The organism is Paenibacillus sp. BIHB 4019 (assembly GCF_002741035.1).
GTDB lineage: Bacteria > Bacillota > Bacilli > Paenibacillales > Paenibacillaceae > Pristimantibacillus.
In genome coordinates, this window is sequence record NZ_CP016808.1 from 3,607,606 (window position 1) to 3,625,523 (window position 17,918).

Sequence of the window (17,918 nt, forward strand, 5' to 3'; positions counted from 1 at the left end):
GGTTAGTTGAGTCATTTCACACGCATTGGAAACGTAGCCCAAACGCAATCAGAACGGTCACTCGCAGAAAAAATCGCAGCCGATTTCCGTACGTTCCTCGACGCATGGCATTCGCGTCCTGAGACGTACGACAACGCACTCGACGCGCAGATTCACCGCTGGTACACGGAAGTCCTAACAAACAAGGCGCGCCAGGTATGGCCTCCGCGCAATATTCCGTATTTTAGTCCGTCAGCAGCCAATGCCGATGCACGCGGCTTATACGAAAAGTTACGCGGCGCTAAACGTGATGGCGGCGGCCAACCTCCGTATCAAGGACGTTGGACGCGTATTGGTACGGCGATAGGTGATATTATTCAACGCGATATTTTGTTTGCGGAGAAGCATACGGAGAGTCCACGCTTCACTTTTGAGCGGAATGAGCGCGGCGAGCCGATGTTCGAGGATTTCGCCAAAAAGTCGGCGATTCTGACGCATCGCGGTAAGACTTTCGCACTCTACGGAACAGGTGACGGGATCATGCGCTATGTTGCGGAAGATGGCTCCGTTATCCGCGTCGGACTCGAAGTGAAATCGAAGCAAACTACGGCGGCCCAAACGTCCGATTACAGCACGCGGAACGGTCCGAAGGAGGATCACGTTAAGCAATGCGTCTGCTATTCGTTGATGTACGGGACGGTGGCCGAACCGCTCGATTATTACGTCATCCTCTACGTTAACGGCTCGAAGAAGTCGTGGCAAATGAGCGCCGAGGATTACGCGAAGAATCCGGACATTAAAGTATTCGGTATCGAAATCACGAACGATATGCGGCGCGAAGTGCTTGACCGTTTCGCGAATATCGTCGAAGCGGCAGACGCTGGCGAACCTCCTGCGCTTGATATCGGTAACTGGACGTTCAACAACTTCAAGCGCGCGATTGCTTCGACAATATCGGACGAAGAGTACACGCAGATTGAACGTCAAGTAGCCGCGATTCAGCGGTCCGGCCTGAAGGATTTCGAGAAGCGGAATTATGCGGAAGCGTTCGGCCAATTAACGGAGTTACGAAGGGAGACGCGATAAATGGAGAAGGCGCAGATTATTAAGGACTACGTTACGGCAGCGGCGTTCATCGCGTTATCTGAAGATAGCGGTATTGACATTGACGATATTGTTACGCCGGAAATCGCAGCGAAATTAGAAACGTACTTTCTGCGTGAACTCAATGGCGACGCGGATAGCGAAGAAGCCGGTACTATTCTCGTACGTGAATCACTGCGCGAGGCTGTCGAACGGTTGCTGAAGGAGGTGACTCAACCTGGCGAAAAATAAACCGGCCATTACGCGTTATCTCGGGCTTGACTTATCGTTATCGCCAGGCCTCGCCGTCATCGACGTTAAAGAGCGCATTCCCACGCTCATTTACGCAGGCTCGGTCGCTACCTCGACGGATGATAACGATGCGGTTCGCGCTTCAATAGTAGAGTCATTCGTAGCGCACAACGTTTACAGATTCCGACCATTCGACCGTATCTTGCGCGAGGACTTTACGTCTGGACGCAATAAGCGCGCAACGCAGACGATATTTAGCGCATGGGCAGCGGCGGACAAAGCGCTCCATACGTACGGATATGCCGCTGAAGACGGCAAGCCTGCGTTGAGTCCGACGTCGGTTAAGAAGCTCGTAACCGGCAATGGAAAGGCGGAAAAGGACGTAGTAGCTGCGCACGTCCGGCGGCTGCTCCGGCTGGCTGCGGAATATCCGTTCGCGAAAGGATACGACGATTCTGACGCGGCCGCCGTGATACTGGCGTACTTACTACGAGAGGGGCTGATCGACGTTGGGTAAAGCGGACCGCAAGCGGTGGGACGGAAATGTTCGGTCAATGGCTATTATTGCGAAGCCTGATGCGGAGATTACCGAGGATGACCGCGAGTTTTTACGCCAGAACTACACGTCAGCGGGCGGCCTTCTTCCGAATGCGTATAGTGGCGGCGCGTTCTTCACTCCGACGCACGTAGCGCGCTTCATAGTCGAGGCGTTACGTGGTCTATGTGGCGGGACGTTTCCGGAAGGATCGCGTTGGCTTGAACCGTCATGCGGTAGCGGCGTATTCCTCGAACACATACCGGCCGCCGCGAATACAACCGCGCTAGAGTTAGACGAAACATCGGCGCGTGTATCATCGCTGCTTTATCCGTCAGTTAGCGTAATTCAAGGCGATGCACTCACGCACGGCCTACGCAATTATTACGACTTCGTTATCGGAAATCCTCCGTATGGCGTTTCAATTGACGTCGATGCGGGAGATTTACCGGACGATTTCGTAACGTTGAGGGCGGCGAAAGGACGAGCGAAAGGGAAGTCGGAGTTGGCGTTTATTGAACTCGCGGTCAAAGCGGCAAAGCCTGGCGGTTACATCGCGTTTGTATTACCGCACGGAATCAATTACGCCAACTACGCGGAAAAGCTGCGCGACCTATTGTATAGAACGTGCTGGCACGTAGCGACAATCGGACTGCCTGGCGAGACGTTCGCACACGTTGGGACGACGATCGAGACGCAAATACTTATTGTTCGCAAAGCGCCGCCCGGTACTCCGCTTATTCCTGCCGTGACTACGCGTTGGGGATCGAATTTCAAACGAGGAGGATACGAAGATATAACGCAATTTGACGCTAAGTTCCTCGCAGGCCAGCCGCCAGCTTACTTCGCAAAAATAACGGACATCGGCTACGACAAACACGGCAAGTCAACGGATAAGTGGGGCGGCGGCTTAACGCAGCTCGACGAATTACTGGCGGATTTTATAGACGGTAACCTGACGCGTGAGAACTTGTATCCGCATATACCTTCGTGGCATAGCGTCAAGGATGTATCCGCGTTCATGTTCTCGCACGGTAACGGGGGCTGCGACGGTCAAAGAGACGCGAGCGCGACGTACAGCGACGGGCCTTACCGCTGGAATGAATTAACGCTCGGAGCTGGTGTCGAAATAGAATGGCGCGGCGAGATGGTAAGTACGTTTGATTTCGGCTGGCAAGATCGCGTAGTAGCGGAATGCTAATCGTCTACTATTCGCTGACCGGAAACGTGGTACGTTTCGTTGCCAAAACGAAGCGGCGCGCGCTTCAGCTTCCGTTAGACGAACGCATTAACGAGCCGTACGTAATCGTAACACCGACAACCGGCTTCGGCTGCGTACCGGCGCAAGTTGAGCGATTCTTGGGCGAAAATAGCGCGCTTCTTCGCGGAGTTGCTGCGTCCGGCAACGTCAACTGGGGCGCGAATTACGGTAAAGCAGCCGACATCATAGCCGCGAAATATCACGTTCCGATTATCGGCCGCTTCGAACTGGCAGGGACGGACGAAGACGTACGCAAATTTAACGAAGGAGTTGACGCTTTATCACGAAGTCACATATCGAACTAAATAATGAAATCATGCAACGCGGAGCTGACGGTTATTACCAACTGGAAAAAGACACGGAGGCTGTCGCGGTATTTATGGAGGAGGTTTCCGCTAACACGAAGAAATTCGATGAGACTACCGAGCGCTTACAGTGGCTAATCGATAACGATTATTACGAAGACGTAATCGAAATGTACGGCGATGCGGAAGCGGCTGAAATCGTCCACCTATGCGAATCCTACGACTTCCGCTTCGCTTCGTATATGGCCGCGTCCAAGTTTTACAAGGATTACGCGCTGAAGACGGACGACAAGGCGCAGTATCTCGAATCTTACGCGGAGCATGTCGCCATTGTCGCGTTATATCTCGGTCAAGGCGATTACGAACGCGCTGAACGGCTGGCTCGCGCAATGATGGAGCAGCGGCTGCAACCGGCCACGCCGACGTTTATGAACGCGGGGAGAGCGAGGCGCGGCGAAATGGTATCGTGCTTCTTACTCGAAATGGACGATTCGTTAAACTCGATCAACTACGTACTCGGAACGTGTATGCAACTATCGAAAATCGGCGGAGGAGTCGCGGTGAATCTATCGAAGCTGCGCGGTCGCGGTGAACCGATTAAGGGCGTAGATGGCGCGGCTAAAGGCGTTATGCCGGTGCTGAAGCTGATGGAGGACGCCTTCTCCTATGCGGATCAAATGGGACAAAGAAAAGGGAGCGGCGCGGGCTACTACAACATATTCGGATGGGATGTCGTAGAGTTTCTCGATTGCAAAAAAATTAACGCGGACGAAAAAGCGCGCATCAAAACGCTATCAATCGGCCTTATTATTCCCGCGAAATTTTACGAGCTGGCGGCGGGCGGCGAGGATTTGTACGTATTTGGCGGCCACTCCGTTTATAAGGCGTACGGCACGCATCTCGACGATATGGACATGACGGAGATGTACGACGTTCTTCTCGCGAATCCAGCCGTCAAGAAGCGTACGCAAATGAGTGCGCGCGATATGATGACGCTAATTGCATCTACGCAGCTTCAGTCCGGTTACCCGTATATATGCAACGTTGATAACGCGAATAAAGACCATGCGCTGGCTGCGGTTGGCTCCGTAAAAATGTCAAATCTTTGTACGGAAATTTTTAACTTGCAAGAAACGTCCTCAATCGCAGACATCGGCGAAGAAGGAACGGTTTATCGCCGCGACATCTCGTGTAATCTGGCGTCGCTCAACATCGTCAACGTTATGGAATCGGGCAAACTCCGCGAATCCGTACACGAAGGAACCGAAGCGCTGACGGTCGTATCGGATTTATCGCGCATCCCTAACGCTCCAGGCGTACGCAAAGCGAATGAAGAGCTGCATTCCGTTGGTCTTGGCGCCATGAACCTGAACGGCTATCTCGCGAAGAATAAGATTCCGTATGAGTCGGAAGAGGCGCGCGATTTCGCCCGTACGTTCTTTGCCGCGATGAACTTCTACTCGTTGGAAGCTTCGATGCTTATTGCGAAGGAACGCGGCGAGACGTTCAAGGATTTCGATAAGTCGACGTATGCGGACGGCACTTACTTCGAGCGATATCTAACGGAGAGTTTCGCGCCGAGAACGGAGCGCGTGCGTGAGCTTTTCGCGGGATTCAAGTTGCTTACGCCTGCGGACTGGTACCAATTGCGCCTTGACGTAGCCCATTTCGGACTTTACCATGCGTACAGGCTCGCGATTGCGCCGACGCAGTCTATATCGTATATCCAGAACGCTACCAGCTCCGTTATGCCGATCGTGGAGCATATCGAGACGCGGACGTATGCGAACTCGACGACGTATTACCCAATGCCTTTCCTAAGCGCTGAAACGCAATGGTTCTATAAATCCGCGTACAATATCGATCAATTTAAGCTCATCGATTTAATTGCGGAGATTCAGCCGCACTGTGACCAAGGCATATCGACGATTATCCACGTAAACAGCGACGTTAATACGCGAACGCTCGGGCGGATTTACGCTTACGCGAATCATCGCGGGCTTAAGTCGCTTTATTATACACGGACGAAGCGTCTATCCGTCGAGGAGTGTACTTCATGCGCAGTCTAAACGAAGGAGCCAACGTAAATATGACGATGAACGCAGTTAACTGGAATAAGCCGGAGGATTACGTAAACGTCTTCTGGCAGCAGAACTTAGCGCAATTCTGGACGGACGAAGAGTTCCCCGTTTCGGACGATATCGGCGACTGGCAGGCGTTGACCGAACCGGAGCGCCGCGCCTATAAACGCGTACTCGCGGGCTTAACCGGATTGGACACGCAGCAAGGCGGTGAGGGCATGCCGCTTATCGCAATACATACGGAGGACTTGCGTAAACGCGCGGTCCTTACGTTTATGGCGATGATGGAGCAGATTCACGCGAAGTCGTATTCGACGATATTCACGACGCTCACGACTGCGGAAGATACGCGGTATTTGCTCGAAGATTGGGCGCCGAATCAGCGCAACCTCGTATATAAGGCGCAGCGGATCGGCGACTATTACCGTAAGCTTCTGCGTCCGAATGCGTCACTGTATGACGTATACATGGCGTGCGTAGCGTCCGTCTTCCTCGAATCGTACCTGTTTTACTCCGGATTTTACTATCCGCTGTACTTGACGGGGCGCGGCCTCATGACGGCGAGCGGCGAAATCATCCGTAAAATCCTCATCGACGAGAGTATTCACGGTGTATTTGTCGGCTTCATCGCGCAGGAGCTGCGTGAGCTACTTACGGAAGCTGAACGCGAACGGGCCGCCGAAGAAACGGATATCTTACTCGCGGATTTACACGCGAATGAGGCGGAGTATACGCGCGAAATTTACGGTGAGATCGGACTAGTTGACGATGTGCTGCGGTTTGTCGAGTATAACGCTAATAAAGCGCTGATGAATCTCGGCCTTGACGCGGCATTTTCGCCAGCTCCGTTCAGTGCGATCGTCGAGAACGGCTTATCGACCAGTACGCAGCATCACGATTTCTTTTCGAAAAAGGGCGACGGTTATGTAATTGCGCTTAATTCCGATCCGATGACGGATGAGGATTTCGTATTTTCTTCGTAAATAGTAACGTTAATAATCCGCTGCCTATTCGTAGGTTAGCGGATTTTTTTTTATTTTACGGAAAGTGTGCAGAACGGAAAGTGGCGTCGACTAGGTATACGTAAGGCGCAGTTGAGCGCGAAACAAACGAAGGAGGCGACGCTGTTTGAAACACGTGTTGATCGTTGAAGTAACCACGAAGGACGTTTTTGATGCGGAAATGGAGGAGATATACGCTGTGTTAACGCCGGAGCAGCGAGCGGAGCGCATTGGCGTAATGAAAGCGGAAGTAGTTCAACTATTCGCGGATGAATTAGATAGCGAAGAAATCACCGTAACTGTCCGCGTTGAAGAAATCCCAGAAGAGGTGACGCCAAATGAACGTTAAAATCCGCTTACTCACGCCAGCCGCGAAAGTCCCGACGTACGCAACCGACGGAGCCGCAGCGTTCGACCTGTACGCAGCCGAGGACGTAATCATCGCGCCAGGCGAGACGGCTAAAGTTCCGCTGGGCCTAGCGATCGAGATTCCGACTGGCTACGAAATGCAGATTCGGCCGCGCTCCGGTATTACGCTTAACACGAAGCTGCGCGTAGCTAATTCGCCTGCGACTATCGATTCGGATTATCGCGGGGAAGTAGCGGTGTTGCTTGATAACTTAGAACCGCGCTCGACTAGCGCTAGCCGCGTCGTTCTTTCGCTGAACGGTGGCTACGCAATATGGGACATCGGAGAACGATGTCAGATCGGAACATACCTCATCCGCGCTGGTGACCGCATCGCGCAAGGAGTTATCGCGCCAGTTACTCGCGTTTCATTCGCGGAAACAGACGAAGAATTAACGCAAACGGAACGCGGTAATGGCGGTTTTGGACATACCGGAACAGGAACGGAGGCGGAGAAGTGACCGTTGAAGTAATCGAAGCAATCGGTAAGTTTATCGTAATACCGCTAGTCATTGCCGCGATTATCGGCATCATCGCCTGGTCGCTGCGTGATTAAAATGAAGGAGGACGCCAATTGAACGGAAATAAAATCGACGTACTTGATAACGGATATGTCCGCCTAGTCGACGTAATGGGATCGGACTTGACGGTCGTAAACGCAGCTCGCGTTTCTTACGCGAAAGAATCGACCGAACTTACGGACCGCGACCGCCGGTTAATCGCGTTTCTAGCGCGCGAAGGCCATACGTCACCTTTCCGCCACGCAATCTTGCAATACGAAGTGTATGCGCCGTTGATGGTCGCGCGCCAGTGGTGGAAGTACGTTATAGGTTCCGCGCATTACGAAGGTACTGGCGATAGCTTGGACGCGTGGAACGAAAGTAGCCGTCGCTACATTACGGAGGAGCCGGTATTTTATATACCGCAGGCGGACGAGTGGCGCAGCGCTCCGGACAATTCGAAACAAGGCAGCGGCGGCAGTGTCGCGTTTGAAATCGGGCAAGAGGCGATGGAACGGTTAATAGGCCTCGTCGATCGCGGAGTACGGAATTACGAATGGGCGTTGTCGGTCGGTATTTGTCCGGAGCAGGCGCGCCTATTCCTTCCAGCTTACGGAATGTACGTCCGTTGGTATTGGACGGCTTCAGTCCAGTCGGTCGCGCATTTCCTATCGCAACGGCTCGCACATGACGCACAGGCGGAGATTCAAGCGTACGCGAAGGCGATCTTAACGTTTGTTGAAGCGAAGTTTCCCGTCGCAATCAACGAGTTATTAACGAAAGGGGACGATTTAGTATGAAGACGGCAGAGTTGTTGGCGCAGAAGCGCGCCGAGGTAGCGGAGTTAGAGGAAAAGCTGCGCCAAGAAGAAATCGGCAGCATCGCGATCGTTCTCGAAGTAGGTTGGCATTCGGACGTTGCTCCGGGAATGCTCGTCAGAATCACGAATATAGACGACGATGATGAGACGGGCGAGTATCGAGGCGACTGTGTCGAAACTGGCGAATGGGACAGGTTCCAACGTCAGGATATCCGAATCGTAACGCAAGAAGAGGCGCGTGCTCATTTGTATGCGGAAGCTGATCGGATGCTCGCGGAAGCATTTCCTAAAACGGAAGGGAGCCGATAATATGGCGCAATTAAACGGAATTACAGCGGTATCTGATAACGAAATTATTTACGAAGGGCTGACGTACAAAGCGCATTCCGGCGCGGTACAGGCTGGCGACATTGCGCGATGGGACGGTATTGATTACTCGGCTAAGCCCGCCGGGGCCTATTTCCGAATCATTGAACTGGATTCCGATGATGACGGCATATTTACAGACAGCGAAGCTGACGTGGATTATATTTCGACGCATGACGCAGATTGGACGATCTTCCGTCTCGCCACCACAACCGCGCAGCTTCTCGACGCCAAACGTAAGGCAGTCGAAACTCTTACGGAAGAGATTTCGCAGCTCGAAGCGAAACTGTCCGAAGAAAATACGCTGAAGGTCGGGGACTATGCGCGGTTTGTATCTGGCGACGAATATGCCGTAGGAACTATCGTAGTCGTTAATCTTATCGACGAACTCGAACCGCACTGGCCGTATGGCGTTCGCTCCATTCTCGCAACTAACGAATGCCGTCCGGAAGATTCCGTAAAGCGCGCCCAAATCGAACGCCTCACGCCCGCCGAAGCTCGCGCTGCCCTTCTCACGCAGATTGACGAACTCATTCCGTCGGAGTCCTTATAGTTAACGTAATCAACGCGCTCATAACGCTAGCGATCGTAGCGGCGCAGCTTAGCGGAGTCCAGCCGAAAGTAGCCACGCCAGAACCGCCCGTAATCGCGGAAGTAGTGGCCGCTAAGAAATCGGAATGGCGAACGTACCTAGCGACGGCATACACGGCGCGCTGCACCGGATGCACGGGCGTAACCAAGTCCGGAATTGACGTAAGACACACGCAATTCGACGAAAATGGACGCCGCATAGTCGCAGTTGATCCGCGTGTCATTCCGCTTGGTACAGCGCTGGAAATACGGCTAGCGGACGGTACGGTTATTGAAGCGGTTGCGGAGGATATTGGCGGCAGCATCAAGGGCGCGCGTATTGACGTGCTGCACGCAACGAAGAAGCAGGCGGACAAGTTCGGGAAGCAGGACGTAGAGGTACGTGTTAGTGGCTCGTAATTAACGAAAAGGGAGCGGATTAAATGGCGAACATTAAACGTAAAGCTAACGTAGGAGATCGCATTAAAATCGCGGACGCTAGTTCCTCTTTCGGCGCTTACGGAGTCGGCGAGGATTTCTCCGTTACGAAAGTCGATAGTATCGGCGTTAATGTTGATAAACACGCGGAAGTTTGGGGTTCGAATGGAATTTACGTTCCTCATGGCAAGTATGACGTAATCGAAAACGCTAAGGAGGCGGTTGTATTGGACGAAAAAATTACGGTACTTCCTGACGAAAAGCTTGGCGGTATTCAACGCGAGTACAACGAGGTTAAACGCAAGGCGGCGGTTGGTGAATGTATTAAAATTGTGGCAGCGGTGAACGCGTTAGGTCATTACGCTAACGGCGACGTGTTTACCGTTACTGAGTCGAGAAGAGGTTCGGCGCGCTTTAATGTTAAGCCTACGCCCACGTGTCAAGACGGTGTGTTCTTCGCATTCGACCACGAATACGTCGTACTTGAGCCGACCGATATCGTACGCATTGACGGCGAGCGCTTCCGTATGGTCGATCGCAAAGCGGCGGTGGGCGAGCGTATTATTGTTACGGACATTGGCGGTAAGTCTTACGCGAGTGGCGGTTATTTCTTCCGGCTCGGAGACGTAGCTGTTGCGCTGTATGGCGGCGATAATGATATTTGCGCAAATTTTCACGGCGGCGAACGGTGGGTAGCTAATTGCGCATATAACGTACTCGAACCGTTAGCAACCGTCGCTACTCCGACAGTGACTACCGGAATCCCACTCACTGAATTGTCCGCGAAGGTAAGCGCACTCGAAACGCAAGTAAGCGGCCTAACCGATGCGCTCGCGAAAATGACCGTCCAGCTCCGCGTTGTACGTGAGGACATCGTCCTTATCGAAGAGGGCGTAACAGCGGACATTAAGCGGTTGGACGCGACGAGCGGAATCGTTAGTTATACGCCTACAGTAACGCGTGACGATATCGTTGAGCGCGCGAAGGCTGATATTGACGGACTGCGCGGCGGCAGTCGGGAATGCGGAAAGTACGTCTATAACCACTACGGAGTTAATGCGGACTTTATCGTTAATCGCGAAAAGAGAACGGTCGTATGCCTTTTGCGCGGCTACCAAAGCGGTGATATTTACGCGAAGGGCATCGCCAAATGTGCGCCAGGCGACGTATTTAACTCGCATATCGGACGCGCTATCGCGTTGCGCCGTGCGCTTGGACTCGAAGTACCAGCGGAGTATTACAACGCGCCGAAGCCGACGGAGGTTCGCGTAGGTGATGTCGTAGAGTACGAAAACGCATCGTTGGAGGTGCTTCCTAGCGGGGACTACCGCGCACTTTGGCCGAGCGGTACGGCTACGGTAGATAGTTACGTAGCTAGACACGCGGTGTTAGTAGACGATTCACGCGAAGCACACGAATCTAGCGAAGAGGTGACGAAGTAATGGCGGTTTCTAACGCGCTACCTAATATCGCGCTCACTGGCGGACTCCGCGCGGGCAAGGATGCCGTTGCCGCCTACCTCACACAAAAATACGGTTACACGCGGTTCGCGTTTGGCGACGGCATCCGCGAAGTAACACGCCGCTTGTATCCGGAAATGTACGCTAACGGCGAAAAGCCCCGCGCTTTATTGCAGGGCTTCGGTCAAATGGCGCGCGAGTTCGATCAAAACGTATGGATTAACGATATGTACCGGAGGATTGAGGTCGCGCAAATAGACTGCGATAACGATAACGGAAACTACTCGTATCCATTCCGCGCCGTAATCTCCGACCTACGCCAGCCTAACGAATACGCCCGCTGTCGCGCCGAAGGTTACGCAATCATCCGTGTAAATGCTCCGGATAGCTTACGCATTCAACGCGCAGTAGACAGCGCCGATACGTTCCAACTTTCGGATATGACGCATGATACGGAAAGTCACGCTAATGGCTTTGCGGTAGATTACGAGGTGGAGAACGGCGGCACATTGGCGGACTTATACGCGAAGATTGACGAGATTATGGCGGAGATTAACGGAAGTAACGCGTAAAATAGGCAATTACGCGTTTTCCGTTCTCCTCGGCCGTCCTCTTCTGCGGACAGGTTCGGTTGTAGCTGGCGCCTTTGTCGCTGCTTCCTCCGCTATAAACACGAGCCAGCCGTCTTGTGACGCAGTATATGCGTAACGCAAACTTTCCGCGCTGAGCTGCGTTTTACGAAAGAAGCGCGCTGACGAAATATAACCGCGCTTGTCGATATTGGCTGCGGTAGGATCGGACGGCGTTGCCTGACGTATAGCAATCGCGCGGTTCTCCGCATCATAGCCGAGCGCAACGCGATTGCCTGCGTTCAACGCAAACATGTCGATTATATCCGCAGACAGGCGCAATCGCCGCTGCTTATCCGTCGCAACGTACAGGTTGACGAGCGGAATTTCCTCAATGTTAAAACGTTTATCCATGCGGATGTTCCTCCGATCATTTAACGTACTTTTGACGAGTATTATACGCTTAATTTAATGCAAATTCAACGTAAAGGGAGCGATTTTTATAGCGTTCAAATATATCGAGTTATTCGCGGGCATTGGCGGCTTTAGGCAGGCGTTAGATACGTTAGGAGGCGAGTGCGTTTTCGCGAGCGAGCGTACAAGGCGCTGTATAGCGGAGCGCCAGAATTACACGGAGATATCACGCAAATTGATGCTGCGAATATACCGGATCATGACATTCTAGTTGGCGGCTTCCCGTGCCAGGCGTTCAGCGTCGCGGGTCAGCGTAAAGGCTTCGAGGAGGCGCGCGGAACGCTATTCTTCGAAATTGCCCGCATTGCGAGCGCAAAACAGCCGCGCTTGATGCTGCTAGAAAACGTTAAGGGCTTGTTATCGCATGACGGCGGCAAAACGTTCGAGACGATGTGTGTTGTACTCAACGATATTGGATACGCAATAGATTTCCGCGTCCTGAATAGTAAGCACTACGGCGTACCGCAGAACCGCGAGCGTATATTCATCGCTTGCAGCCGTGATGCGGAACATTCTGATTGGATCGTGAGTGGTAGCGGTGTTGAAGCGAAAGCGAAGCGGCGGGCGCAAGAATTGGGCATTCGGACGTTTAATTTCGATTGGCCTACGAATGATACCGTGACAAAACGGCTGCGCGACGTGCTGGAGGACGGTGTAGACGAACGGTACTACTTGTCGGAGGAAAAGACGGCGAAGTTGGTAGAGCAGCTTGAGGAGCGTGGAAGTGCGTCAGATTCCGGCGATTGCGAAATGGTCGGTCATGTAAGCGGAATTAACGGTCACGACATATGTAGGCGCGTGTACTCGCCGACCGGCGTAGCGCCGACAATCCCGACTGGATCGAGCGGGGACACTACACCGAAAATAGCGGAGCTTCAACAATATTCGAACGGCACCGGCTTGGCGTCTACTGTATACGCCAACTACGCGAAGGGTACGTCGCCTGGCGATATCGGTAAGGGTCGGCGTACACACGTCTTGGAAGTGCGCCCAGTCCTCACACCGGATCGAGCAGAGAAGCGCCAAAACGGACGACGCTTCAAAGAAGACGGAGAAGAGGCGTTTACACTTACGGCGCAGGACAAGCACGGTATTGCAATCGGGACATACCCGCGCTATCGTATCCGCAAGCTCACGCCACTCGAATGCTGGCGACTGCAAGGATTCTCGGACGCTGCTCATGATGCAGTTAAAGCAGCGGGTGTATCCGACTCGCAGCGGTATAAGCAGGCGGGTAATGCCGTGACGGTGACGGTAATCAGCGCAATAGGCAAGCGTTTGATTCCGTTATTACTCGAATCTAATACGAAGGTGGCGGTTTAGTGGGCGGAACAAACGTAGATTTAACGCAAGATACACGCAAATATCAGCAGAAATACGCGCTTAACTCGGCGGAGGGCGTTAAGGCGCTACTTCGTGACCGGCACCGGATAGCAGCGCGCCGATTCAAGGGAGACACGGCTGCGTCCGACATTATTATCGACCTACACAGCGCGATCGAAAGCAGCGGCATGACGGATCGGCAAGCGGAAGCAATTGCGTTGGTTTACGGGCTGGACGTGACACAAGCAGAGGCAGCGCGCGTTATGGGAATCGCGCAAAAGAACGTTAGCGAACACTTAGATGGCGCGGCAGAAGCGATTAGCGCTGTATACACGCGGTGGAATTACGAAGAGATTACGGTAGAAATCGAACCAGTTGACGAAGGAGCTGACGCAGAATAGTGGATATTACGCAGATTGTATACGAGATTGAGTCGAACACTAAGCAGCGGAAGGTACACGAAAGCCTGCGTTACGCTTACGAAGGACAGACGTATGATTTAGGCGACCGCAGGCAGCGTATGGCGCTTATCGACGTTGTAACGAGGGCGTACGTGCTTGGCGCGGTTAAAGTTGATACGGCGCTGCTAGAACGCCTAACAGACGCGATACTAGACGAGGAATTGACGGACACGCATCCGGATAAAGTTACGAATACGGAATACCCGTTCATGTCCGATTGGCAGCTCGACTTAAGACGCGATAAAGAAACCGGCCTAAAGGCTGCGGAGGAAATCGGCACAGACGGTCGCGATTATCGTAAGCCAACGAAGCGCCGACGCACTAGTTACGAGAATTGGCGCGTTGACCGTGACGCGAAAGGCGGTAACACCGAGCGTCAGGCGCAGTATAAGCGTGATACAGCGGCGAGCGCGCTTACGGTATACAACGTTAACGAAACCGGCGGCGAGCTTACGGAGCAGTTCGTAGCGGCTCAAAACGTAGCAAAAGCGTGGCGCGAACGTCTCAGCTCCGTATATACGTAACTACTCGGCCGCGATAACCTCGTTTACGAAAAACCACTCGCCGTCTACTCGCACGCGTTTGTTGATAGCGTCAATGCGCTCAATTACGCCGATGACGCGCGTGTCTTCGTAACGGTCAAATAGAACGAGCGTAATCGAGATTTTATGTTCGTATGATTCCGATATTCTTGCGTAGATGACTTCGCGCTCATCTTCGTAGAGTATCGGTTTCTCTTTTTCCGCTAGTTCGCGGTAATGGTCGAGTATGCGTTCGCGATGCTCCGATATTATCATACGGCTGCTTTCCCATATACCGTTATCGCTTAATTTCTTACTCATGCGGAATCACCTCGCGCTTATTATACGCGAACAAACGTTCCTTCGTCAATTCTCTTCAACGACGATGAATAAGTCCTCGATAGTTAATCCGAGTGCGCGCGATATAGCGACTAAATGGGCGGATTCGTGGCGCGAGTTCTTGTCGAAGCGTGATATTGAGCCTTGCGGAACGCCGGACATTTCGGACAGCGTGTTTTGCGTCAGGCCGCGTTCGGTTAGGATTTTTCCGAGCTGTGGAGTAACGGCGTATTTCATGTATAATCACCTCGAACTTTATTATACGATATCGAATATTTTTCGTCAAGTCTATTGACAAACGTAATACGATATCGTATAATAAGAATATAAGGAGGTGAGGGAAATGCAAGATTGGATGAACTTTTCAATGTCGGTTATGAACTTAGTAACAGCCGCAATCGTATTGACTACGGCGTTACTAACAAGACCGAAAAAGAAAAAAGGTACAAAACGACGCGCCCCACGCAAACGTTAATGTACCGAGGGAGGGGACGAAAGTCCTCTTCCTACAAATCCAATCTTAACATATTCAAGCCGTACAATACAATAATAGGAGGTTACCGCCATGCTACAAACCGTTACATTCGTTATATCTGCCGCTGCGTTAGTCATCTCCGTCATCGCACTAGTCACCACGATTAAACGCCGCAAGTAACCGCATAAGCATCCGTACAGCTAAATTGCGCGTCTAGCGGTAGTTAGCGGCCGCCATAATCGGTATTTTACTAACTACCGCTATCTCGCGTAAGTAAACGTACAATTATCGCGCATAAACCATTCATCGCCTATTCTAACGGTTTCGTCCGTTACTTCCTCGATACGTCCGCTGCCGATCAATTCACCGTCCTGGAACGCGAGTATGGCGGTTTGGTCGATGGCGGCCGTATGGAAGTGTACCGGCGCTGTTAATTCGCGGAATCCCTTGTGCTTCTTCGTCATATTTCGTCACCTCTACGAAAATAATTCGCTAAATTTACGGAAAATCCTCCGTTTAGGGGTATATTTTACGCCCTCAGTTACCTATACGTTATAGACGATACTAAACGCTATCTCATTCGCGAGATGGCGTATTTTTTGCGTTTTCAAATACGAAAAGAGAGCGGTGATTGTGCGTGATTAAATACAGTTTCGGACGAGATACCGCGTATTCCGCAAAAATAATACTCGAACAGATCGGTTACGATTTCGCGGAGCTTCAAACGCTTTCTGCCGATGATAAATTCGATTTCTCTATCGCTGTGATTCCGGAGATTCAACGATGGTTTTCTGAGCTGCGTTCGTCCATCGAGTCACCAACGGTAGCACGCTTTATCGCTCATGCACTCGACTTTCGCGAGGAGGTAGCACCGAATGAATAACGGAATCGCGAAACACTACGACGACGAGACCGGCCGTACGCTCCTAGTCGTTGACGAAGCGGAATACAGCGTAATGAGTCACGAACAACTTTCCGCGATTCAGGACGCAAAGAGGCGTAAGGCTGCGATGGAAACGGTAGGAGGCGGGCGTAATTACGTTGTCGCTTATCACGTCCCTGTACGCAAGCTGAACGATATTCTTAGCCTCAACGAGATTGGAGCGGTCATGAAGCTGATTCCGTATATGCGGTTCGACCGTAACGGCGAGCTTCGGTACGCGGCTAAACGTATGGGCATCGAAGAGATAGCGCGTGCAATCGGTAAGGCTCGCCGCTGGACGGTTACGCTCGTTAGCGGACTTGTTACGGCTGGCGTACTAATTGCGGAGAAAGACGGCAAGCGAAACGTTTATAACGTCTCTGAGGCGTACCATACGATCGGACGCGCGATTAAAGGCACGACATTCACGCGGATATACCAAACGAAGACGCGGACAGATATCGCTAAAGTTTCGATTCAGGCAGCGGGCTTCTTATACAAGATGATTCCGTATATTCACTACGAATATATGTATCTTTGCTGTAATCCGAACGTTAGGCACAGCGATGAAATTCGTCATTTATCGCAAGCAAGATTCGCTTCGGAGGTCGGAGTCGATGACGAAACAGCAAGCCGCTGTATGCGTGAGCTTATCGTAGCAGGCTTCGTAATGAGGTCGGAAGCGTTCGGCGCGAAGATTATACGCATGAATCCAGACGTTATGTATCGGAAGAAGCCACGTGCTGAAAACGATGAATACACGGAGTTCGTACGTAACGAGTTTAAGCAGGCGCTGAGAGCGGAAGAGTGCGGAGATAAAGGCGTTGTAGAGGTTGATGACGCGGCTTATCCGTATTAAAAACGTCCCATATACTGCACAGCAAACGGCTATTTCATCCCATATACTGCATAGTTGCGAAGTGGCTTAACGCTTAGAGCCACGCGGGATTGCGGCGTTTTTACGCGTTTCGTCCTCTTATTCTTAGGGATAGCGCGGCATCAACGCCGCTTACGTAATACGGAGGTTCGCGCAGGCTTTGAAGCCAACGGGAACGTTAACGCGTCGTCACTACGTTCCTAGCGACATTTCGGTTTGACAAAAGCGTGCCAAACCTCATGTACTAATACATTTTGGACGCGATATCTTTTGTCGCGGACAAGGCAAGGAGCGCAGCGACGCGGCAGGCTCTTAAGCTCCCGTAGGCTTTCTAAAGCCACCGTGAGCAAACGTACAAGAATGGAGCTGATACGATTGTTAACGTTAGTAACCGCTATCCTATTCGTTCACATTGCGCTAGTAACCGTAGCTTTTATTTGCACGCTGAAGTCTCCGTATAGAGCGGAGATATTCACGGACGTTTGTAGTATTGCGTTTGTTTGCGCATGTCCTACGTTAGTAATAGCGCTGTACGTAATTAGCAGACGCTGTCCTGGCGGAATTTTATAGCGGAAATAGAGGCGATGTAAAGTTCGTAAATGTGCGTGATTTTACCGCTATATAATGTAGCGAAAATATACGGTAGCTTTACGTAGCTTTACACCGCTGCGTATACGAGGGGCTTCCGCACTTGCAGGCGCCTCTCTCCGGACGAGGCTCCGAAATCTCACGGGGTAGCGGAGGCACTGGCGCCTGCATAACGATGCATAAAACGTGCATAAACGGTGTATAAAACGTTTCTGAGCGATTCGGCAGACGAGCGAAAACGTAAGAATCCAGTAACGGCGCGGGTTTGCGGCGATTAGACTTGTGTCCATAATATGAGTTTTGTACATAT

24 protein-coding genes and 1 pseudogene are annotated in these 17,918 nt (G+C 52.1%); 21 read left to right on the top strand and 4 right to left on the bottom strand.

Going from position 1 to position 17,918, the window contains the following annotated elements; translation table 11 throughout:
* The first annotated feature begins 6 nt into the window (after positions 1 to 6).
* The 15 genes from BBD42_RS15585 to BBD42_RS15655 all read left to right on the top strand — a co-directional run bounded on the left by BBD42_RS15585 (position 7) and on the right by BBD42_RS15655 (position 11,631).
* The gene (locus BBD42_RS15585; protein WP_099518884.1) at positions 7 to 1,065 is read left to right on the top strand and encodes a hypothetical protein; all 1,059 of its coding nucleotides are present in this window, start codon (positions 7 to 9) and stop codon (positions 1,063 to 1,065) included.
* Positions 1,066 to 1,314 carry a hypothetical protein gene (locus BBD42_RS15590; protein WP_099518885.1) on the top strand — a complete coding sequence of 83 codons (249 nt, stop codon included), beginning with the start codon at positions 1,066 to 1,068 and terminating at the stop codon, positions 1,312 to 1,314.
* 88 nt (positions 1,315 to 1,402) lie between these two features.
* Positions 1,403 to 1,831, top strand: a complete 429-nt coding sequence (locus BBD42_RS15595) for a crossover junction endodeoxyribonuclease RuvC (protein WP_237163526.1) — start codon at positions 1,403 to 1,405, stop codon at positions 1,829 to 1,831.
* A gap of 37 nt (positions 1,832 to 1,868) precedes the next feature.
* The gene (locus BBD42_RS15600; protein WP_237163527.1) at positions 1,869 to 3,050 is read left to right on the top strand and encodes an HsdM family class I SAM-dependent methyltransferase; all 1,182 of its coding nucleotides are present in this window, start codon (positions 1,869 to 1,871) and stop codon (positions 3,048 to 3,050) included.
* Positions 3,044 to 3,415: a class Ib ribonucleoside-diphosphate reductase assembly flavoprotein NrdI gene (nrdI, locus tag BBD42_RS15605; protein ID WP_099518888.1), complete on the top strand. Its 372-nt coding sequence runs from the start codon at positions 3,044 to 3,046 to the stop codon at positions 3,413 to 3,415. The genes BBD42_RS15600 and nrdI overlap by 7 nt, the downstream gene beginning before the upstream one ends.
* Positions 3,416 to 3,426: 11 nt before the next feature.
* Positions 3,427 to 5,484, top strand: a complete 2,058-nt coding sequence (nrdE, locus tag BBD42_RS15610) for a class 1b ribonucleoside-diphosphate reductase subunit alpha (RefSeq protein WP_099518889.1) — start codon at positions 3,427 to 3,429, stop codon at positions 5,482 to 5,484.
* A 26-nt stretch (positions 5,485 to 5,510) separates the two neighbouring features.
* Positions 5,511 to 6,479, top strand: a complete 969-nt coding sequence (nrdF, locus tag BBD42_RS15615) for a class 1b ribonucleoside-diphosphate reductase subunit beta (protein WP_099521627.1) — start codon at positions 5,511 to 5,513, stop codon at positions 6,477 to 6,479.
* Between the two features lie 145 nt (positions 6,480 to 6,624).
* A complete protein-coding gene (locus BBD42_RS15620) occupies positions 6,625 to 6,846 on the top strand; it encodes a hypothetical protein (protein ID WP_099518890.1) in 222 nt (73 codons plus the stop codon).
* Positions 6,836 to 7,366: a dUTP diphosphatase gene (locus BBD42_RS15625; RefSeq protein WP_099518891.1), complete on the top strand. Its 531-nt coding sequence runs from the start codon at positions 6,836 to 6,838 to the stop codon at positions 7,364 to 7,366. Before BBD42_RS15620 ends, BBD42_RS15625 begins: the two co-directional genes overlap by 11 nt.
* A 170-nt stretch (positions 7,367 to 7,536) precedes the next feature.
* On the top strand, positions 7,537 to 8,205 hold the full coding sequence (gene thyX / locus BBD42_RS15630; protein ID WP_099521628.1) for an FAD-dependent thymidylate synthase: 669 nt from the start codon (positions 7,537 to 7,539) through the stop codon (positions 8,203 to 8,205).
* Positions 8,202 to 8,534 carry a hypothetical protein gene (locus BBD42_RS15635; RefSeq protein ID WP_099518892.1) on the top strand — a complete coding sequence of 111 codons (333 nt, stop codon included), beginning with the start codon at positions 8,202 to 8,204 and terminating at the stop codon, positions 8,532 to 8,534. The genes thyX and BBD42_RS15635 overlap by 4 nt, the downstream gene beginning before the upstream one ends.
* A gap of 1 nt (position 8,535) precedes the next feature.
* The gene (locus BBD42_RS15640) at positions 8,536 to 9,144 is read left to right on the top strand and encodes a hypothetical protein (protein ID WP_099518893.1); all 609 of its coding nucleotides are present in this window, start codon (positions 8,536 to 8,538) and stop codon (positions 9,142 to 9,144) included.
* 104 nt (positions 9,145 to 9,248) lie between these two features.
* Positions 9,249 to 9,581 carry a 3D domain-containing protein gene (locus tag BBD42_RS15645; RefSeq protein ID WP_172455510.1) on the top strand — a complete coding sequence of 111 codons (333 nt, stop codon included), beginning with the start codon at positions 9,249 to 9,251 and terminating at the stop codon, positions 9,579 to 9,581.
* A 23-nt stretch (positions 9,582 to 9,604) separates the two neighbouring features.
* The gene (locus BBD42_RS15650; protein ID WP_099518895.1) at positions 9,605 to 11,041 is read left to right on the top strand and encodes a hypothetical protein; all 1,437 of its coding nucleotides are present in this window, start codon (positions 9,605 to 9,607) and stop codon (positions 11,039 to 11,041) included.
* Positions 11,041 to 11,631: a nucleoside/nucleotide kinase family protein gene (locus BBD42_RS15655; RefSeq protein WP_099518896.1), complete on the top strand. Its 591-nt coding sequence runs from the start codon at positions 11,041 to 11,043 to the stop codon at positions 11,629 to 11,631. The genes BBD42_RS15650 and BBD42_RS15655 overlap by 1 nt, the downstream gene beginning before the upstream one ends.
* 9 nt (positions 11,632 to 11,640) lie before the next feature.
* Here the strand turns inward: BBD42_RS15655 and BBD42_RS15660 are convergent, their stop codons facing one another.
* Positions 11,641 to 12,042, bottom strand: coding sequence for a hypothetical protein (locus tag BBD42_RS15660; RefSeq protein ID WP_099518897.1), 402 nt, complete (start codon positions 12,040 to 12,042; stop codon positions 11,641 to 11,643).
* Between the two features lie 121 nt (positions 12,043 to 12,163).
* On the opposite strand from BBD42_RS15660, the pseudogene dcm reads away from it, so the two are divergent.
* From dcm to BBD42_RS15675, 3 genes and pseudogenes are all read left to right on the top strand, one after another.
* Positions 12,164 to 13,425: pseudogene (gene dcm, locus BBD42_RS15665) on the top strand (DNA (cytosine-5-)-methyltransferase).
* Positions 13,425 to 13,826 carry a sigma factor-like helix-turn-helix DNA-binding protein gene (locus BBD42_RS15670; RefSeq protein ID WP_099518898.1) on the top strand — a complete coding sequence of 134 codons (402 nt, stop codon included), beginning with the start codon at positions 13,425 to 13,427 and terminating at the stop codon, positions 13,824 to 13,826. The pseudogene dcm and the gene BBD42_RS15670 overlap by 1 nt, the downstream one beginning before the upstream one ends.
* The gene (locus BBD42_RS15675; protein WP_099518899.1) at positions 13,826 to 14,410 is read left to right on the top strand and encodes a hypothetical protein; all 585 of its coding nucleotides are present in this window, start codon (positions 13,826 to 13,828) and stop codon (positions 14,408 to 14,410) included. The genes BBD42_RS15670 and BBD42_RS15675 overlap by 1 nt, the downstream gene beginning before the upstream one ends.
* Here BBD42_RS15675 and BBD42_RS15680 read toward each other — a convergent pair whose 3' ends face one another.
* Positions 14,411 to 14,728 (bottom strand): YolD-like family protein, encoded by a 318-nt coding sequence (locus BBD42_RS15680; protein WP_099518900.1) that lies wholly within the window; start codon positions 14,726 to 14,728, stop codon positions 14,411 to 14,413.
* Positions 14,729 to 14,773: 45 nt separating this feature from the next.
* The gene (locus BBD42_RS15685) at positions 14,774 to 14,983 is read right to left on the bottom strand and encodes a helix-turn-helix domain-containing protein (RefSeq protein WP_099518901.1); all 210 of its coding nucleotides are present in this window, start codon (positions 14,981 to 14,983) and stop codon (positions 14,774 to 14,776) included.
* A 106-nt stretch (positions 14,984 to 15,089) separates the two neighbouring features.
* Here BBD42_RS15685 and BBD42_RS32570 point away from each other — a divergent pair, with 106 nt between their 5' ends.
* Positions 15,090 to 15,221, top strand: a complete 132-nt coding sequence (locus BBD42_RS32570; RefSeq protein WP_257790770.1) for a hypothetical protein — start codon at positions 15,090 to 15,092, stop codon at positions 15,219 to 15,221.
* A gap of 260 nt (positions 15,222 to 15,481) precedes the next feature.
* On the opposite strand, the gene BBD42_RS15690 is transcribed toward BBD42_RS32570, so the two are convergent.
* On the bottom strand, positions 15,482 to 15,685 hold the full coding sequence (locus tag BBD42_RS15690; protein ID WP_099518902.1) for a GNAT family N-acetyltransferase: 204 nt from the start codon (positions 15,683 to 15,685) through the stop codon (positions 15,482 to 15,484).
* A 173-nt stretch (positions 15,686 to 15,858) separates the two neighbouring features.
* Here BBD42_RS15690 and BBD42_RS15695 point away from each other — a divergent pair, with 173 nt between their 5' ends.
* Positions 15,859 to 16,104 carry a hypothetical protein gene (locus BBD42_RS15695; RefSeq protein WP_150131557.1) on the top strand — a complete coding sequence of 82 codons (246 nt, stop codon included), beginning with the start codon at positions 15,859 to 15,861 and terminating at the stop codon, positions 16,102 to 16,104.
* Positions 16,097 to 17,002 (top strand): hypothetical protein, encoded by a 906-nt coding sequence (locus BBD42_RS15700; protein ID WP_099518904.1) that lies wholly within the window; start codon positions 16,097 to 16,099, stop codon positions 17,000 to 17,002. Before BBD42_RS15695 ends, BBD42_RS15700 begins: the two co-directional genes overlap by 8 nt.
* The last annotated feature ends 916 nt before the right edge of the window (positions 17,003 to 17,918 follow it).

Coding starts and splice junctions, on each gene's coding strand:
- BBD42_RS15655 (WP_099518896.1), top strand. CDS start 11,041: ATGGCGGTTTCTAACGCGCTACCTAATATCGCGCTCACTGGCGGACTC.
- BBD42_RS15600 (WP_237163527.1), top strand. CDS start 1,869: ATGGCTATTATTGCGAAGCCTGATGCGGAGATTACCGAGGATGACCGC.
- BBD42_RS15700 (WP_099518904.1), top strand. CDS start 16,097: ATGAATAACGGAATCGCGAAACACTACGACGACGAGACCGGCCGTACG.
- BBD42_RS15650 (WP_099518895.1), top strand. CDS start 9,605: ATGGCGAACATTAAACGTAAAGCTAACGTAGGAGATCGCATTAAAATC.
- BBD42_RS15690 (WP_099518902.1), bottom strand. CDS start 15,685: ATGACGAAGAAGCACAAGGGATTCCGCGAATTAACAGCGCCGGTACAC.
- BBD42_RS15635 (WP_099518892.1), top strand. CDS start 8,202: ATGAAGACGGCAGAGTTGTTGGCGCAGAAGCGCGCCGAGGTAGCGGAG.
- BBD42_RS15590 (WP_099518885.1), top strand. CDS start 1,066: ATGGAGAAGGCGCAGATTATTAAGGACTACGTTACGGCAGCGGCGTTC.
- nrdE (WP_099518889.1), top strand. CDS start 3,427: ATGCAACGCGGAGCTGACGGTTATTACCAACTGGAAAAAGACACGGAG.
- nrdF (WP_099521627.1), top strand. CDS start 5,511: ATGAACGCAGTTAACTGGAATAAGCCGGAGGATTACGTAAACGTCTTC.
- thyX (WP_099521628.1), top strand. CDS start 7,537: ATGGGATCGGACTTGACGGTCGTAAACGCAGCTCGCGTTTCTTACGCG.
- BBD42_RS15640 (WP_099518893.1), top strand. CDS start 8,536: ATGGCGCAATTAAACGGAATTACAGCGGTATCTGATAACGAAATTATT.
- BBD42_RS15625 (WP_099518891.1), top strand. CDS start 6,836: ATGAACGTTAAAATCCGCTTACTCACGCCAGCCGCGAAAGTCCCGACG.
- nrdI (WP_099518888.1), top strand. CDS start 3,044: ATGCTAATCGTCTACTATTCGCTGACCGGAAACGTGGTACGTTTCGTT.
- BBD42_RS32570 (WP_257790770.1), top strand. CDS start 15,090: ATGCAAGATTGGATGAACTTTTCAATGTCGGTTATGAACTTAGTAACA.
- BBD42_RS15680 (WP_099518900.1), bottom strand. CDS start 14,728: ATGAGTAAGAAATTAAGCGATAACGGTATATGGGAAAGCAGCCGTATG.
- BBD42_RS15685 (WP_099518901.1), bottom strand. CDS start 14,983: ATGAAATACGCCGTTACTCCACAGCTCGGAAAAATCCTAACCGAACGC.
- BBD42_RS15660 (WP_099518897.1), bottom strand. CDS start 12,042: ATGGATAAACGTTTTAACATTGAGGAAATTCCGCTCGTCAACCTGTAC.